Genomic DNA, 14,738 nt, shown 5'->3' with positions numbered 1-14,738 from the left:
TGGGCGAGTATCCTTGCCGCCTTGAGATTGGGAGTAAAATGGATGCGTATTATTCTTTTGGGAGCGCCAGGTGCTGGTAAGGGCACGCAGGCTCAGAACATCATGAGCCGTTTTGGCATTCCGCAAATCTCCACCGGCGACATGCTACGTGCGGCGGTGAAGGCTGGCACAGAGCTTGGCATTGCCGCGAAAAAGGTTATGGATGCTGGCGGTTTGGTTTCTGATGACATCATCATTGGTTTGGTGAAAGAACGTATTAAGCAGGCCGATTGCGCGCCAGGTTTTTTGTTTGATGGTTTTCCGCGCACCATCCCGCAAGCGCAAGCAATGATTGATGCCGGCGTGTCAATTGATCATGTTGTCGAAATTCGTGTTGCCGATGAAGAAATCATCGCGCGCTTGTCAGGTCGCCGCGTGCACCCCGGTTCTGGCCGTGTTTATCATGTCATGCATAATCCGCCAAAAGTTGCGGGCAAAGATGATGAGACTGGCGAAGATCTTGTGCAGCGTCCAGATGACACTGAAGCAACAGTAGCTAAGCGCTTAGCCATCTATCATGAGCAAACACAGCCTTTGGTTGGTTTCTATCAAGCTCGTGATGGCCAAACGCCCAATGCGGCTAAATACCATTTAGTGGAAGGCGTGGGCTCAGTTGATGACATCACCAAACGTATGTTGGCAGCGTTAAGCTAAACACGTGTAGTGCTTGTAAACTAACGCCGCGCCCTGCGCGGCGTTATTGTTTCTGGCTCAGGCAGACCATTAATTATTTGGCCTGTATTATGCCCACGTGTTGTTTGAGAGAGTTGCTCATGAACTGCGTTAATGAATCTTGCTATTGCCGCGATAAAAGCCCTGCGCCGACCATCGAACGCACCAAAGTAGCGGTTATTTTGGCTAACCTCGGCACGCCAACAGCACCAACGCCGGCCGCTGTGCGCAGCTATTTACGCGAATTTTTAAGTGATAGTCGCGTGATTGAAGTGCCTCGGCTAATTTGGTTTTTTATTCTACGCCTGCTTATTTTGCCATCACGGCCAAAGCGCGTGGCCAAGGCTTATGCCAGTATTTGGACGCATGAGTCGCCGATGCGCGAGACGCTGTTGGCGCAAGTTGCGGCAGTTCAGGCGCGTGTGTCTGCTGCATTTCCCGCTCTCGATGTGCAGGTGTTGCCAGCCATGAGCTATGGCGAGCCATCATTGCGTGATGCCATGGCGCATTGCCATCAGCAGGGCATTGATCAATGGGTGGTGCTGCCATTATTTCCACAATATTCAGCAACCTCTACAGCGCCGCTGTACGACCAAATTGCGCGCTGGATTCCGCAGCAGCGGCGACTGCCATCGCTGCAAATCATCCGCGATTATCATGCTCATCCGCACTATATTCACGCGCTGACTGAGTCGATCAAAGCGCATTGGGCAGCAAATGGTCAAGCCGAAAAGCTGCTGTTTTCTTTCCATGGCATTCCTCAGCCCTATGCCGACAAAGGCGATCCATATCCCGAGCATTGCCGTGCAACCGCAGCTGCTGTGGTGCGTGAATTGGGCTTAAGCGATGAGCAATGGTGTGTGAGCTTTCAGTCGCGCTTTGGCTTGCAGGAATGGGTAAAACCTTACACCGATGCCACGCTCAAGGCCTGGGGCGAGCAATCGCTGGCCTCTGTTGATGTCATTTGCCCTGCATTCTCGGCCGATTGCTTAGAAACTTTGGAAGAGATCGCCGTAGAAAATCGGGAGTTTTTCCAGCAGGCGGGCGGTGGTCGCTACGCCTATATTGATGCGCTAAACGCCAATGAGCTGCACATCGACATGATGCAGGCGTTGTTGGCGCCGCGCTTGGCAGCGATAGAAAGTGAGCAGAGTGCTATTCCAGCTGCTTTACTTAGTTCACGCGCGACCTAATGCTTAATACCAGCATGACGCGCACGTCACTAAGCCACAGGAGCTGCGCCATGCAGGTAACGCAATGACGACCATGAGTGTTAGCCATGCACTCGGTGCTGATGGGCCTTTTGCTGAAAAAGTACCTGGCTATCAGCCGCGTGCGCCGCAGGTGGCGATGGCTCTGGCCGTAGAAAAGACACTGAAAGCGAAGTCGCAGCTCTTGGTTGAGGCCGGCACGGGTACCGGTAAGACCTTTGCATATTTAGTGCCGGCGATGCTTTCTGGGCAAAAAACCTTGGTCTCCACCGGCACGCGCAACCTGCAAGATCAGCTTTTTCATCGCGATTTACCGCAAGTGCGCACACTACTGGGCAAGCCTATTCGCACCGCGCTGCTAAAAGGCCGTAGCAACTATCTTTGCCCCTACCGCTTAGAGCAGCATTTGAGCGATGGCGAGTTAGAGAGCAAACAGGTCGTGCACGATTTGCAGCGTGTGGCGGCGTGGGCAGGCAAGACGCAAATGGGCGATATTGCTGAACTTATCGACATTGCTGAAGACTCTAGCGTCTGGCCATTGGTGACGAGTACGGCGGATAACTGTCTGGGCCAAGAGTGTCCCAAAATCGATGATTGCCCGCTGATGAAGGCGCGTGAGCAGGCGGCCGAGGCCGACATCATCGTGGTCAATCACCATTTATTTTTTGCCGATAAAGCCCTGAAAGATCGCGGCTTTGGTGAGCTATTGCCGGCGGTAGATGCGGTGATTTTTGATGAGGCGCATCAGTTGCCGGAAACGGCGGCGATGTTCTTTGGCCAGAGCCTATCGTCGCGGCAAATTAACGATTTGCTGGCTGACACCTTGCGCGAAATCTTGGCGGCTGGCGGTGATTTACGTGGCGCTAATGACTTGGTGTCGGTCATCGAGACGCGATTAGCGCATTTTCGTCTGCAGCTGGGTGAAGACTCGCGCAAGGGCGTGTGGGCCGAGGTCATTGAGCAGCCAGAGATGCCGGCCGCTATTGCGGCGGTGAACTTAAGCTTAGGCGCCTTACTCGATGCCTTAGCGGCGCTGAAAGATCGTAGCAAGGGTTTGGATAGCTGCCACCGCCGTGCCGAAGAGCTAGGCAAGGCCTTTGAAGAGCTCACCGGCGATACGCCAGACAACCAAGTGCATTGGTTCGAGACCTTCCGCAAAGGCTTTGTGCTGCAATGGACGCCGCTAGAAGTCTCGCAGCCATTTCGCGCGCTGATTGATCAAGACCCGATGGCGTGGATATTTACCTCGGCAACTTTGGCCGTGCGCGAAGATTTTCGTCATATTCGCCAGCAGCTAGGCTTGAGCGATGATATCGAGGCGATTCAGCTGCCTAGCCCTTTCGCTTATGAGCAGCAGGCCTTGTTTTATGTGCCGCGCGGCTTACCTGACACTGGCGCGATGGATTACACCAATGCTGTTTTGAGAGCTGCAGTGCCAGTGCTAAATGCCAGTCAGGGCCGCGCATTTTTTCTTTTCACCTCGCATAGAGCGCTGCGTGAAGCTGCCGAATGGCTGCCAAAGCAGCTCGACTTTACTTTTTTGGTTCAGGGCACGCAGCCGAAAGCCGAACTATTGCGCCGCTTTGCCAGCACTGAGCAGTGCGTTTTATTGGCCACGGGTGCATTTTGGGAAGGCGTTGATGTGCGCGGTCAGGCGCTATCGCTGGTTATTATTGATAAACTGCCGTTCGCCTCACCGGGTGATCCGGTGATGTCAGCTCGCCTTGATGCCTATAAATCGCGTGGCCAGAATCCATTTATGGCTTATCAGCTGCCATCGGCGATTATCAGCATGAAGCAGGGCGCAGGGCGTTTGATTCGTGATGTGCTCGATACTGGCGTGCTCATGGTCTGCGACCCGCGTTTAGTCGGTAAACCCTATGGCCAGTTGTTTTTGCAAAGCTTGCCGCCCATGCGTCGCACCCGAGAAATTGCTGTCGTGACCGAGTTTTTTGAGTTTATTAATGCCTTGGAGCCTGCGCACACATGAAGTTGCTGGCCTTAGAAACCACCACCGAATACTGTTCGGCCGCATTGCTATCGACTGAGTCTGGCGAGATGCTTTTTCGCCATCAATTTGCCCCGCGTGAGCAAACACAGCTCATCTTGCCGATGGTCGATGAGCTGCTCAGCGAGTCTGGCTGGGTGCTAAAATCACTCGATGCCATTGCCTACGCTAACGGCCCCGGCGCCTTTACTGGCGTGCGCATTGGCGCTTCCGTGGCGCAGGGCTTAGCGTTTGGCGCAGACCTTGGCATGGTCTGCATTTGCAGCTTACAAACCTTGGCGCAAGCGGCCTGGCGCGAACATGGCGTTAGCGATGTCATGGCCTGCTTCGATGCCCGCATGGGCGAGATTTACGCTGGCGTGTTTCATTGCGTCGATGGTTGGATGCAGCCAACAGTGCCGGTAGTGGTGTGCAAGCCCGATGCGCTACCTGCTGAGTGGCTCACCAGCAACATAGAGCGCGTTGGTGTCGGCAGCGGCTGGAGCAGCTATGGCGAGGTGTTATCAGCGCAAATGCCTGTCAGTCAGCAATGGCCAGATCTAGCGCCTAGCGCTGTCGATGTTGCCGGCCTAGCGGCTGAGTATCTAGCCGATAAACCGGCACTGGCGCCTGAGCAGGCCTTGCCTGTGTATTTACGCGATAATGTCTGGCGCAAATTGCCTGGTCGCGGCCTATGAGCAGCCCTAATTTTGACCATCCGCAGCAGCATACCGTCACCGTGCGTGTGTTGCCTGAACATATCGATGTCATGCGCCACACCAATAATGTTGTGTACTTACAATGGCTTGAGGATGTGGCGTGGTCGCACTCGTGTGCATTAGGCCTAGGCCCAGACGAATATGAAGCCTCCGGCCACGGCATGGTCGTACGCAAGCACGAACTGTCCTATTTATTGCCCACACACCTCGATGACGAGCTGATATTAGCCACATGGCTGACCGAGGTTGATAAACTTTCCACGCATCGCTGTTATCAGTTTATTCGTCTCAGCGATGGCCAAACGGTATTCCGTGGCAGCACCCATTTCGTTTGTGTCGATATTGCCCAAGGCCGTATTCGCCGCATGCCCAGCGCTTTTTATCAGGCCTACTCGGCCGCCGCCATTAGCACCGCACCATAGGATTTTTGATGGACTATCTACTGTATTTTCAAGCTCTACTCATGGGCATTGTCGAAGGTCTTACCGAATTTTTACCGATCTCCAGCACGGGGCATTTAATCCTTGCCGGCGAGCTGATGAACTTCTGGACTCACGATAAACGCGTAGTGTTTGAAATTTCAATTCAGCTTGGCGCTATTTTGGCCGTGTGCTGGGACTATCGTGAGCGTTTAAACCGAGTGACTCGTGGTTTCTTCAGTAAAGAGCCAGTGTCTACTCGCTTTGTGGTGAATATTTTAGTGGGCTTTTTGCCGGCGGCAGTTATTGGCTTCTTTGCAATTGGCGTGATTCGCGACTATTTATTTAGTCCTTTCGTGGTCGCTTTTATGCTGATCTTAGGTGGCGTCGTCATCCTCTGGGCTGAGCGCCGTGAGCATATTGTGCGCGTGCATGATGTCGATGATATGCGCTGGCAAGACGCGCTTAAGGTTGGCTTTGCTCAATGCTTAGCGATGGTTCCCGGCACCTCGCGTTCGGGCGCGACCATCATTGGCGGCTTGCTGGTGGGCTTGTCACGTAAAACAGCTGCTGAGTTCTCCTTTTTCTTAGCCGTACCAACCATGATTGGCGCCACGGTATATTCAGTCTTTAAACACCGTCACGAATTTATCTTGGCCGATCTTCCTGTCTTCGCCATTGGCTTTATTGCGGCATTCCTCGTCGCCGCTTGGGTGGTGAAAGCCCTGGTCGCCTTTGTCTCCACGCATGGCTTTACGGTGTTTGCTTGGTATCGCATCGGCTTCGGCCTATTCATCTTTATCAGCGCTTGGGCGGGCTGGATTAACTGGCTGTCATGAGTCTGGCGCTGTATTGCTTAACGCAGGCTCATGCCGAGCTTGCACAAGAGCAAGCACAAAGGCTGGGTGCGATATTCGTGGCTGGATGGCCTGAGCAGCCGTTGGCAGGGCGCGAGCAAAATCAGCATCGCCGACAATTATTTGCCGGACTGCAAACGCGCATTACTGAAGCAAATGATGGCAACTCTCAAGCCGATCACACAGATAGCGCCGAGTCTGTGCTTATTTATGATGAGCACGGCCTAGCACTACAAACGCTAGAAAAACCTTTACCTGGGCCTGTGCGCGTTGATTTTGCCGATGCAAGCTTGCAGCGACGCATTGCCAATGGTCATGGTGCCGGTGAGGCCGTTGCTCGCGCCTGTGGCCTGCGTAAGGGCGCCACACCTCGTGTGCTTGATGCTACTGCAGGCCTTGGTCGCGATAGCTGGATATTGGCTTCACTTGGCGCGCAAGTAGAAATGGTTGAGCGTGTGCCCTTGGTGCATGCCTTATTAGCCGATGGCCTGCGCCGCGCTCAGCAAAGTGCTCAGTTAGCAGGCACGGCTGAGCGCTTAATATTGCACGCCGATGATGCGCAGAGTGTGTTGCGCGCTAAGTTGCTACTGCCACCAGAGGCGCGCCCCGAAGTAGTGTATTTAGATCCGATGTTTCCGCATCGCGAAAAGTCCGCGAAGGTGAAAAAGGACATGTGGGCATTTCGCCATGTGGTTGGTAGTGACGAAGATGCCGATGCTTTGCTGGCATTGGCGCGAGCTGTGGCGACCAAGCGTGTGGTGGTTAAGCGTCCGCGCATTGCACCCGATCTCAATGGTGATGAACCGCACCAACGTATGCTCGGCCAAAGCAGCCGTTTCGATCTCTATACGCCAAGAGCGTTAAGCTAAGCCAGTTTCATGTGGGTAGAAAAAAGCCCCGCGGGCGGGGCTAGTTCCATGGATATGCAACTCTAAGGGATTCTCAGCACCAGACCATTATGAGTTGGCTTTTGCCGCGGCGCGTTGTTTCTTACGCTCTTTGCTGGCCTCAAGTGCGTCTAAAGCAATATTCACTTCCTCGTCGGTAATCAACGTCACCTGCAAAATGGCTTGGCGAATGCCGCTAGGCAGTACCTCCAAGGCTTCTTGCGCAAGGCCACCAAGGCGCTTATCGAACACTATCGTGCCTTGACCACAGACTTGAATGAAGCCTAATGCTTTCAGTGTGTCTAAAAAGCCCTTAAACAAGCCTTTATCGAAGAACTCAGGGGCACTGAACTCACGCACAAATGACAGGCGCTGAGCAAGTAAATGGCAAAGCTCTTCTAGCTGTTGCTGCGTTAGCTTACCGGTGCCGCGCTGGTTCAAAATCGTCACCGTCATGTGGTAACGCACCAGAGTCTGGCGCAGGCCACGGCTCAAAATATGCAAGCGAGCATATTCTTCGCTGCTGACTTTTGGTGGTGCTAGGCAGCCAGAGCGCGTGCGATTGACTAGTTTCAAGTCAATCATTGCGTCGATGTATTGCGCCACAACGTCGGCCAATTCGTCTTCATTCCAGCGTAAAAACAGCTCAGATTTTAAGAAAGGATAGACCGACTTCACGCGGCGTAGCAGCTCCTCGTCAGAGATGTCGCCACATTGCAGAAGTAGCACTGCGATCAATGAGGGCAGGGCGAACAAATGCAACGTGTTGTTGCGGAAGTACGTCATCAGCACGGCTTCTTCTTCGTGCAGATAAAGCAAGTCGCCGAGTGGATGCTTACGTCGCTGTAGGATTTTCAGCTCTTCACCGTATGCCACCATGGCCGGGCCATCGAGCTCGGTGAGGGTGACACGCTCGGTGTAAGGCACGGCAGCAAGCAGGGACTTATACAGCGCGACTTGTTCGGCGAGCTGATCTTCATCGATGGCGTGTTTCGGCGTCGATAACAGCACCAAGCTTAATAAGTTGATGGGGTTGACCACGGCACTGGCGTTAATGCCGGTGCTGATCTCAAGACCAAGCGCCATAGACGTTGGTATAAAGGCTGCTGAATCGGCAGCAGCAGGGCCATCAGCGCGCCAGTTTGGCATATGTGTGTCGAGATGCTGGTCTAGGTAGATCGGTGCGCCAAAGCTTAAATGCACACGGCCAAAGACTTTTTTTAGCTTGCGAATAGACATCACTAAAGAGAATAGATTTTCTTTCTCTTTTGGACGCCCCTGCATCTCACCAATATAGGTGCCACCTTCCATAAGTTTTTCATAGCCAATATAGGCAGGAATAAACACTAGCGGGCGCTTGTGGTCACGCAGATAGCTGCGCAAGGTCATATTGACCATGCCAAGTTTCGCCGGCAGCAGGCGTCCCGTGCGGCTACGGCCGCCTTCAACGAAATACTCCATGGGATAGCCGTGGCTTAAAATTTGGTGCAGGTATTCGTTAAACACCGCGCCATAAAGAAAGTTATCTTTGAATGTGCGGCGTAAAAAGAATGCGCCAGCGCGGCGTAGCAAGCTGCCCACCACCGGCATGTTTAAGTTCGCGCCAGCGGCGATGTGCGGCACCATATAGCCACGCGTGAAAATGGCATAGGACAGCAGCAGATAATCGATGTGGCTGCGATGGCAGGGCACATAGATAATCTCGTGATCGGCGACATGTTTTTCGATAACTTCGAAGTTGTTCACCGTGACGCCGTTATACAAGCGCGTCCACAGCCAGTTTAAAAACTTCTCAAAGAAGCGAATCACTGGATATGAGTAGTCCGAGGCAATCTCGTTGACGTAAATACGAGCCCGCGCTTCAGCAACATCGCGAGTGACATCGTGAGTTTCCATTTCTTTGGCGATGGCTGCTTGCACAACATCGGAGCCGATAATGTCGCTACGCATGGTGCGGCGGTGCGACATATCCGGGCCAATGGCGGCAGTGCGCTGGCGACGGAAGTGCACGCGTAACACGCGCGATACTTTGCGCAGGCTGCGCTCGCTACTTTGCGTGTCGTCGCAGAGTTGGCGCAGAGAAATGGGTGGGTTCATGCGCAAAATGGTTTGGCGACCATGCAAGATGATGGTGATGAACTGCTTCAATGCCGATGGCGTTGCCCATGAGTCAGCAAAGAGAATTTTTAGCCACGAGCTTTCTTTGTCGGGCGAGCGGCCCCACAAAATAGTCACTGGCACTAATTGCACATCGAGCGTTGGGTCTTCAAAGACTGCGTCCATCAATGACACTAGGCGTGGTGAATGCGCGTGACGAGGTTTTGCCAGCGGGTTGCGATGCTCTTGCGTTAGGCAAATCAATGAGTGCTTTTCGCGTAAGCCAAAGCGCCGCATCGAGCTCAATGGCCGAGGCATGCCGAGATGACTCATCTCTGCTTCTAAAACCAGCACGCTCGAGAGCAGACGGTTTTGCAAGACATAGCAAATGGGACGATTAGGGTCGATACCTAAAAGCTCGAGATCATTTGGCGAGACTTGCACGCGCACCCAGAGGTACATCAAGCTGCGGGTAATAAGTCGTAATAGGCGATCTAGACCGAGAAATCTCAGCATAATGCAGGCATCCTGTACAAAAGCTAGCGTCTAAATAAAGCAGTGACGCGTTAAAATCGAGCCTGAGTGTAACAAAAGCCGAACAAACGCACGCACGGCAATTATCATTTTGTCGAAATTGTGGCGTGGAACCGACCGAAGGAGTAAGCAATGTCTGTTGTAATGGAAGAGTTGTTATCGCTGCTGGACTTAGAAAACTTAGAAGTGAACCTGTTTCGTGGCCGCAGTCACGACTACTTTGGCCACAATGTCTTTGGCGGCCAAGTCTTAGGTCAGGCGCTAATGGCTGCTGGCCGCACGGTGGAAAACAACCTGTTGGCGCACTCGCTGCACGCTTACTTTCTCCGCCCCGGCAACCCTAAGTCACCCATCGTCTACTCAGTTGAACGTGTGCGTGATGGCCGTAGCTTCACCACACGCACGGTGAAGGCCATTCAGTTTGGTGAAATTATTTTCACCATGATGGCCTCGTTTGCCACCGAAGAGGCTGGTTTTGATCATCAATTCCCTATGCCCGATGTCGAAGGGCCTGAGGCCTTTACTAGCGAGCTTGATCTGCGCCGCATGATTGCGCCCTATGTGCCGGAAAAGCATCGCGCGTGGTTAGAACTGGAGCGCCCGATTGAGTTGCGCCCAATTGATCCTGTTAACCCGTTTGATGCACAGCCAAAAGAGCCAATGCGCGGGCATTGGATGAAGGCGCAAATGACCTTACCCGACGACCCATTTCTGCACCAATGCATGTTGGCATTTTCATCAGACTTTGCCTTGATGGGCACAGCTATGTTGCCGCATGGCGCGCATTTCATGCAGCCAGATATGCAATGCGCAAGCATCGATCACGCCATGTGGTTTCACCGTGAAGCGCGCATGGATGAATGGCTTTATTACCATATGGATGCGCCATCAGCCTCTGCAGCCAAGGGCATGAATCGTGGTTTGATTTACACCCGCGATGGCCGCTTGGTAGCCTCAACGGCGCAAGAAGGCCTACAACGCCGCCGCGCGCCTAGGCCGAAAAATGCGGAGAGTTCACCACCGATTGCCTAATGTGCTTAGCCCGCCACGAAAGCAGCGGCTTCATTCGGCTGCGCGGGCAAGCCAAGTAAAGTTCGCTTTTTCAATTGCGCTGGCTATCGCGACGTAAGTTGTAGACGTTGCTTGGTGGTGCATCGGCAGGGCGTAGAAACTCACGCAGCTCGACTTCACGCGCCCGCGTTTCACGGTAGCCCAAGGCCATTAACGCCTGCGTATAGTCGGTTTCAAAAAGTAGATAACTCAACACGTTGGAGCCGCCGCGCTTAGTCACACCCGCGCCGCGCACAAAGCTGCGAATAGCCGGTGGCAAGGAACTGGCGTATTGGCTGGCGAGCTCTTCGATACTGGCAAGCTCAGGGCTTAACACCAAATAATCCACTGGCCGTAAGCTGGTGGTGGCTTCGGCGGGCAGCTGTTTTACGGTGTTATTGATACGATGTAAGCGCTCAATATCCATCTCTAAGCTATCGGTAAACGAGCTGCTCATGATGTGCCCGATGATCTCAGCGAGGCTAGGATAGCCACTGCGCTTAAAGCGTTTTGGCTCAGGGCTTTGCATGCCAGAACCAATCACCAAAATTTTATCTGCGCCTAAGTGCAGCGCGGGACTGATGGGCGCGAGTTGACGTAATGCGCCATCGCCGTAGTATTCCTGATCGAGTTTTACCGCAGGAAATAGCATGGGAATCGAGCTTGAGGCCATTAAATGCTCAATGCTTAGGTCGCAGCGCACGCCGCGCCGCCGAGCACGCGACCAGTTATCTAAATCACTGGCACCTTGGAAAAAGCTCACTGAATCGCCGCGTGTGTAGCTACAGGCAGTAATGCAGAGCGCCCTTAAGTGACCTGCTTGGATGGCGGCGGGTAGGCGACTGAGGTCTATGGCTTCGCTGAGCAGATGGCGCAAAGGTGAGTTGTCGAGCAGTGAGACTGGCGTGCCGCGGTTAAACCAACCAAATGCTAAGTTGCAGAGCCAGCGGAAAGCGCCGCCGAGCACACCCGGCCAGTCGGTGCGATAGACCTGAGCGCTGTGAAAGCCGGCCCAGACTTCGCGTAGCGCATTTACACCTTCTTGGAAGCAGGCGGCGTGCATGGCTAAGCTCGTGGCGTTGAGCGCACCAGCAGAAGTGCCGCAAATAATTGGGAAGGGGCTGCCGCAATGGTCAGGCATCATCTCGGCAATTGCTTGTAGAGCACCGACTTGGTAAGCCGCTCGCGCACCGCCGCCAGAAAGTACTAAGGCGGTGTTTTTGCTTGTAGTGTTCGACTTATCCATGATGCCCTCCGCGGGTCATGTAGCTTTTTCTACTCTCTACTTAGAGATCGGTCGAGGCAATATTTTCTCTAGGCAAACTGTGTAGCACGAGAGTAGACCGTTTGTTACTCACACCCTATGCTTGTCGTCTACTTTTTTGCGGTTTGACTCACTAGCCCATGGCATTTTCTCTGTCTTATTCTTCGCCATTAGGCAAGTTCGCGCTAGCAAGTGCTGTTGCGGCCTTATTGGCAATGGCCTTGGCATACGATTTGCCCAATGGCGATTTAGGTGCCGAGATTTTTTGGCAGCTACGTTTTCCTCGGGTGCTCTTGGCGTTTATGGCCGGCGCTGGTTTGGCGGTGGCAGGCTTATGGCTGCAAACACTCTTTCGCCATGCCTTGGTTGAGCCTGGCTTACTCGGCGTTAGTGCCGGTGCGAGCTTGGCCGCTGTTCTGAGCTTATTGCTAGGCACGACCTATGCCTTGGTTTTGCCATTTGCCGCCTGCGTAGGCGCTGCATTGTCGCTATTAACGGTGTTAGCGATGGCTCGGCGCTATCAGTTACAAGCGGAAGCTTTGCTATTGGTTGGTATCGCACTCAATGCCGTGCTCTCAGCTGCCACTCAGCTGCTGCTAATTTTGGCTCCCGACAGCGGCCTTCGAGCTGGTAGTTTTTGGCTTATGGGCAGCTTTGCCAATGCCGAATGGCCATGGCTAGCGGCCAATGCGGTGCTCTTGCTGGTGCTTCTCGGTTGGGGGATAAAGCGCTGCACCAGCTTCGATATTTGGCTCTTGGGCGAGCGCGAGGCTGGGCATTTAGGTTTGAATGTGCGGCGCTTTCGTCGCCAAGTGATTTGGGCGAGCGCCGCCGTGGTAGCGATGGCCGTGGCGCAAACTGGCAGCATTGCCTTTATCGGCTTGATGGCACCGCATATTGCCAGTCGTCTTGTCGGTTCCATGCATCGCCAGCTGATGCCAGCAACCTTGCTCGTGGGCGGTGCACTGGCGATCTTCGCCGACACCTTGGCGCGCACTTTGATGGCGCCGCTGGAGTTGCCCGTCGGCATACTAACTGCGCTCTTTGGCGCACCATTCTTCCTGATTATTTTGCGTCAGCGGTGGCAGCGATGAGCGGCCTGAAGCTATCGCAGCAAACGCTTTTTGCCGCCAATAACACACCGGTGCTAGCGCTGCCGGAACTGAGCTTTTTGCCACAGCAATGCTGGGCGATTTTAGGCCCCAATGGTGCCGGCAAGTCGACGTTATTGCGTCATATTAGCGGCATAGACAGTGAGCAGGGCGCGGCCAATGTCTGTGCTGAGTGGCATGGCCAGCCCTTGCCAAGTTGGAATAGTCGGCGTTGGGCGCAGCAACGTAGTGTTTTGCCGCAGCATCATGGCTTGATGGCAGCGCTGTCGGTGGCGGCAATTGTGCAAATGGCGGCTTACCCTTGGGGCGGCTCGCATCCGCGCTTGGCGCATTGCCTCGATGACATTGTGCAAACCTGGGATATTACGCAGCTATTAGAGCGGCGCTGGCCAACATTATCGGGTGGTGAGCAGCAGCGCGTGATGCTAGCGCGCTCGGCCTTGCAGTTGGCTTTGGCTGAGCCAAGTGAGCCGCGTCTATGGCTGCTCGATGAGCCTTTGGCGGCCTTAGATTGGCCACATCAGCAAACGGTATTTCACGCCTGTGCGCAGATGACCGCGAGTGGCGCCACGGTATTGGCGAGCGTGCATGATATGAATGCGCCGTTCGCTTTCGCCACGCATGCGTTAGTGATGGGGCAGGGCGAGGTGCTATGGGCAGGAGAAGTTAGCGCTGATGGCTATGTGGCGGCGCTCGAGGCGGCTTTCGCGCTGCGTTTAACGCGCTTGAGCCACCCCGAGTATGCACACGGCTGGTTGGTACCGCTTAAGCCTTAGGTTTTGCCTTTGGCTTAATGGCTGGTTTCACCGCAGCTTTGCTGGCAGGCTTTGGTTTAGTCGTAGCCGCAGGCTTTGCAGCTGGAGCCGCTTTAGCTGGTGGCTTTGGCTTAGCCGCAGTCTTCGGTGCCGCTTTTACTTCAGGTTTTGCCTCAGCTTTAACAGCTGCCTTAGGAGCTGCCTTAGGTGCAGTTTTCACTGCCGGCGCAGCCTTAGGCTGAGCTTTAGCCGGTGCTAAATCAGTAATCGTGCCGGCCAAGTGTGGCTTGCCTTTACGCGCATCCGCCACCGTAAACGAAGTTTTCGTTGCACCGAGCTCATTGCTAAATGCGACTTTCGCCGGCAATAACACGGGCAGCTTAAACTGCACGCTCACCGTATAAGCTTTGGGTAAAATCGACTCCATCGCCGCCAAAGCTGCTGCTTTTGTCCACATGCCATGCGCAATAGCTTGCGGGAAGCCCAGTAACTTAGCGGTTACCGCATACAGGTGGATGGGGTTGCGATCGCCCGAGATAGCGCCATAACGACGGCCAATATCGGCTGGAACTTGCCAATAGGCATTCGCCGAACCGACTTTTTTCGCTTTCACTAAGGCGCGAGCTTCCGCCGTGCTTGGACGCTTCGTGCTGCCTGAGTCTTTGGCCACTGCTTGGCGGCGTAAATAAGTGCTAACGCCAGTCCAGACATGCTCATCGCCAACAAAAGCTTTGCTAAGCAGGTCAAAGGTCACGCCTTTGTCATGCGGCTGCAAGTTGGTGGCTGTTGTGGTGAAGCGCAGCACTTCATCGGCACGCACAGGGCGCAGCTGAGTGATGTCATTGCTGATGTGCACGAGGCCAAGCAGTGCAAATGGGAAGGCCTTGTCGGTCATCACGCGCATTTGCAGGTCGAACGTGAGCACATGCAAATAGGTCGATGGCAGGGTGTCGCGTACCGCGAAACCGCAGACACGGTTGTATTCGGTCAAATGCGCACGGTCGATGCGCACATCGCGCTGACTCACGGTGAGCGTTGGCAGTGCACCGCCTTTAGCGCTAAAGCCGTTGAGCACGGCCTTGGCGTAAAAACCTAAGGCACTTGGCGCATCCTTCATTTCAATAGCAGACATGAC

The 14,738-nt window shown here is 54.1% G+C and carries 13 protein-coding genes; 10 read left to right on the top strand and 3 right to left on the bottom strand.

Annotation, left to right across the window (positions count from 1 at the left end):
- Window positions 1-42 precede the first annotated feature (42 nt).
- The 7 genes from adk to ACFQ0F_RS05190 all read left to right on the top strand — a co-directional run bounded on the left by adk (window position 43) and on the right by ACFQ0F_RS05190 (window position 6,773).
- The gene (gene adk / locus ACFQ0F_RS05220; RefSeq protein ID WP_379069790.1) at window positions 43-693 is read left to right on the top strand and encodes an adenylate kinase; all 651 of its coding nucleotides are present in this window, start codon (window positions 43-45) and stop codon (window positions 691-693) included.
- A gap of 119 nt (window positions 694-812) precedes the next feature.
- Window positions 813-1,904 carry a ferrochelatase gene (hemH, locus tag ACFQ0F_RS05215; protein WP_379069787.1) on the top strand — a complete coding sequence of 364 codons (1,092 nt, stop codon included), beginning with the start codon at window positions 813-815 and terminating at the stop codon, window positions 1,902-1,904.
- Window positions 1,905-1,968: 64 nt separating this feature from the next.
- Window positions 1,969-3,912: an ATP-dependent DNA helicase gene (locus ACFQ0F_RS05210; protein ID WP_379069784.1), complete on the top strand. Its 1,944-nt coding sequence runs from the start codon at window positions 1,969-1,971 to the stop codon at window positions 3,910-3,912.
- Window positions 3,909-4,607 (top strand): tRNA (adenosine(37)-N6)-threonylcarbamoyltransferase complex dimerization subunit type 1 TsaB, encoded by a 699-nt coding sequence (gene tsaB / locus ACFQ0F_RS05205; RefSeq protein ID WP_379069781.1) that lies wholly within the window; start codon window positions 3,909-3,911, stop codon window positions 4,605-4,607. Before ACFQ0F_RS05210 ends, tsaB begins: the two co-directional genes overlap by 4 nt.
- Window positions 4,604-5,050: an acyl-CoA thioesterase gene (locus ACFQ0F_RS05200; protein ID WP_379069778.1), complete on the top strand. Its 447-nt coding sequence runs from the start codon at window positions 4,604-4,606 to the stop codon at window positions 5,048-5,050. The genes tsaB and ACFQ0F_RS05200 overlap by 4 nt, the downstream gene beginning before the upstream one ends.
- A gap of 8 nt (window positions 5,051-5,058) precedes the next feature.
- Entirely contained in the window at window positions 5,059-5,886 is an 828-nt protein-coding gene (locus tag ACFQ0F_RS05195; RefSeq protein WP_340676458.1) for an undecaprenyl-diphosphate phosphatase, read from the top strand.
- Complete coding sequence (locus ACFQ0F_RS05190) at window positions 5,883-6,773, top strand: class I SAM-dependent methyltransferase (protein WP_340676459.1); 891 nt, start codon at window positions 5,883-5,885, stop codon at window positions 6,771-6,773. Before ACFQ0F_RS05195 ends, ACFQ0F_RS05190 begins: the two co-directional genes overlap by 4 nt.
- 87 nt (window positions 6,774-6,860) lie before the next feature.
- Here the strand turns inward: ACFQ0F_RS05190 and plsB are convergent, their stop codons facing one another.
- Window positions 6,861-9,404, bottom strand: coding sequence for a glycerol-3-phosphate 1-O-acyltransferase PlsB (gene plsB / locus ACFQ0F_RS05185; protein ID WP_379069774.1), 2,544 nt, complete (start codon window positions 9,402-9,404; stop codon window positions 6,861-6,863).
- A gap of 150 nt (window positions 9,405-9,554) precedes the next feature.
- On the opposite strand from plsB, the gene ACFQ0F_RS05180 reads away from it, so the two are divergent.
- Window positions 9,555-10,454, top strand: a complete 900-nt coding sequence (locus tag ACFQ0F_RS05180) for an acyl-CoA thioesterase (RefSeq protein WP_379069771.1) — start codon at window positions 9,555-9,557, stop codon at window positions 10,452-10,454.
- A gap of 70 nt (window positions 10,455-10,524) precedes the next feature.
- Here the strand turns inward: ACFQ0F_RS05180 and ACFQ0F_RS05175 are convergent, their stop codons facing one another.
- Window positions 10,525-11,718: a patatin-like phospholipase family protein gene (locus ACFQ0F_RS05175; RefSeq protein ID WP_340676462.1), complete on the bottom strand. Its 1,194-nt coding sequence runs from the start codon at window positions 11,716-11,718 to the stop codon at window positions 10,525-10,527.
- Window positions 11,719-11,876: 158 nt separating this feature from the next.
- Here ACFQ0F_RS05175 and ACFQ0F_RS05170 point away from each other — a divergent pair, with 158 nt between their 5' ends.
- Both ACFQ0F_RS05170 and ACFQ0F_RS05165 read left to right on the top strand, forming a co-directional pair.
- A complete protein-coding gene (locus tag ACFQ0F_RS05170; protein ID WP_340676463.1) occupies window positions 11,877-12,830 on the top strand; it encodes a FecCD family ABC transporter permease in 954 nt (317 codons plus the stop codon).
- Window positions 12,827-13,624, top strand: a complete 798-nt coding sequence (locus ACFQ0F_RS05165; protein ID WP_340676464.1) for an ATP-binding cassette domain-containing protein — start codon at window positions 12,827-12,829, stop codon at window positions 13,622-13,624. The genes ACFQ0F_RS05170 and ACFQ0F_RS05165 overlap by 4 nt, the downstream gene beginning before the upstream one ends.
- Here ACFQ0F_RS05165 and ACFQ0F_RS05160 read toward each other — a convergent pair.
- Window positions 13,614-14,735: a MaoC family dehydratase gene (locus ACFQ0F_RS05160; protein ID WP_379069766.1), complete on the bottom strand. Its 1,122-nt coding sequence runs from the start codon at window positions 14,733-14,735 to the stop codon at window positions 13,614-13,616. The two genes, ACFQ0F_RS05165 and ACFQ0F_RS05160, sit on opposite strands and share 11 nt — an antisense overlap.
- Window positions 14,736-14,738 lie beyond the last annotated feature (3 nt).

The sequence above is a fragment of the Paraperlucidibaca wandonensis genome (assembly GCF_042677145.1).
GTDB classification, from domain to species: Bacteria; Pseudomonadota; Gammaproteobacteria; order Pseudomonadales; family Moraxellaceae; genus Perlucidibaca; species Perlucidibaca wandonensis.
This window is presented reverse-complemented; position numbering and strand designations above follow the sequence as displayed.

Coding starts and splice junctions, on each gene's coding strand:
- adk (WP_379069790.1), top strand. CDS start 43: ATGCGTATTATTCTTTTGGGAGCGCCAGGTGCTGGTAAGGGCACGCAG.
- hemH (WP_379069787.1), top strand. CDS start 813: ATGAACTGCGTTAATGAATCTTGCTATTGCCGCGATAAAAGCCCTGCG.
- ACFQ0F_RS05210 (WP_379069784.1), top strand. CDS start 1,969: ATGACGACCATGAGTGTTAGCCATGCACTCGGTGCTGATGGGCCTTTT.
- tsaB (WP_379069781.1), top strand. CDS start 3,909: ATGAAGTTGCTGGCCTTAGAAACCACCACCGAATACTGTTCGGCCGCA.
- ACFQ0F_RS05200 (WP_379069778.1), top strand. CDS start 4,604: ATGAGCAGCCCTAATTTTGACCATCCGCAGCAGCATACCGTCACCGTG.
- ACFQ0F_RS05195 (WP_340676458.1), top strand. CDS start 5,059: ATGGACTATCTACTGTATTTTCAAGCTCTACTCATGGGCATTGTCGAA.
- ACFQ0F_RS05190 (WP_340676459.1), top strand. CDS start 5,883: ATGAGTCTGGCGCTGTATTGCTTAACGCAGGCTCATGCCGAGCTTGCA.
- plsB (WP_379069774.1), bottom strand. CDS start 9,404: ATGCTGAGATTTCTCGGTCTAGATCGCCTATTACGACTTATTACCCGC.
- ACFQ0F_RS05180 (WP_379069771.1), top strand. CDS start 9,555: ATGTCTGTTGTAATGGAAGAGTTGTTATCGCTGCTGGACTTAGAAAAC.
- ACFQ0F_RS05175 (WP_340676462.1), bottom strand. CDS start 11,718: ATGGATAAGTCGAACACTACAAGCAAAAACACCGCCTTAGTACTTTCT.
- ACFQ0F_RS05170 (WP_340676463.1), top strand. CDS start 11,877: ATGGCATTTTCTCTGTCTTATTCTTCGCCATTAGGCAAGTTCGCGCTA.
- ACFQ0F_RS05165 (WP_340676464.1), top strand. CDS start 12,827: ATGAGCGGCCTGAAGCTATCGCAGCAAACGCTTTTTGCCGCCAATAAC.
- ACFQ0F_RS05160 (WP_379069766.1), bottom strand. CDS start 14,735: ATGTCTGCTATTGAAATGAAGGATGCGCCAAGTGCCTTAGGTTTTTAC.